Source organism: Xenorhabdus bovienii (assembly GCF_024721015.1).
GTDB classification, from domain to species: domain Bacteria; phylum Pseudomonadota; class Gammaproteobacteria; order Enterobacterales; family Enterobacteriaceae; genus Xenorhabdus; species Xenorhabdus bovienii.
Map to the genome: position 1 here is coordinate 1 of NZ_JANAIF010000454.1, position 253 is coordinate 253.

Genomic DNA, 253 nt, shown 5'->3' on the forward strand with positions numbered 1-253 from the left:
GGATTGTATGGTTCTTTTACTCTTATGAAAGGTAGTGATGGTGAGGTTATATAACCAAAATCAACAGAAGAAGCTTTTGAGTGTTTTTTCAATTTTTCCATATCAGGCTTTAGAAGTTCACTTTTTCCCGTTATCTCCTTCAGGTTTTTATAACCAAGCCGGGCAAGGTGTCTTCTTACATCTTCAGCCAGCAGTTTAAAGTAATTTATAACGCTTTCAACCTTGCCTTTAAACCTTTTTATCCTTTCTTCAT

1 protein-coding gene is annotated in these 253 nt (G+C 35.2%); it reads right to left on the reverse strand.

The window, feature by feature from the left end; all coding sequences use genetic code 11:
* Nucleotides 1-253: glutamate synthase family protein (locus NXS07_RS22745; RefSeq protein ID WP_258087688.1), on the reverse strand; the 253-nt coding region annotated here is incomplete at both ends.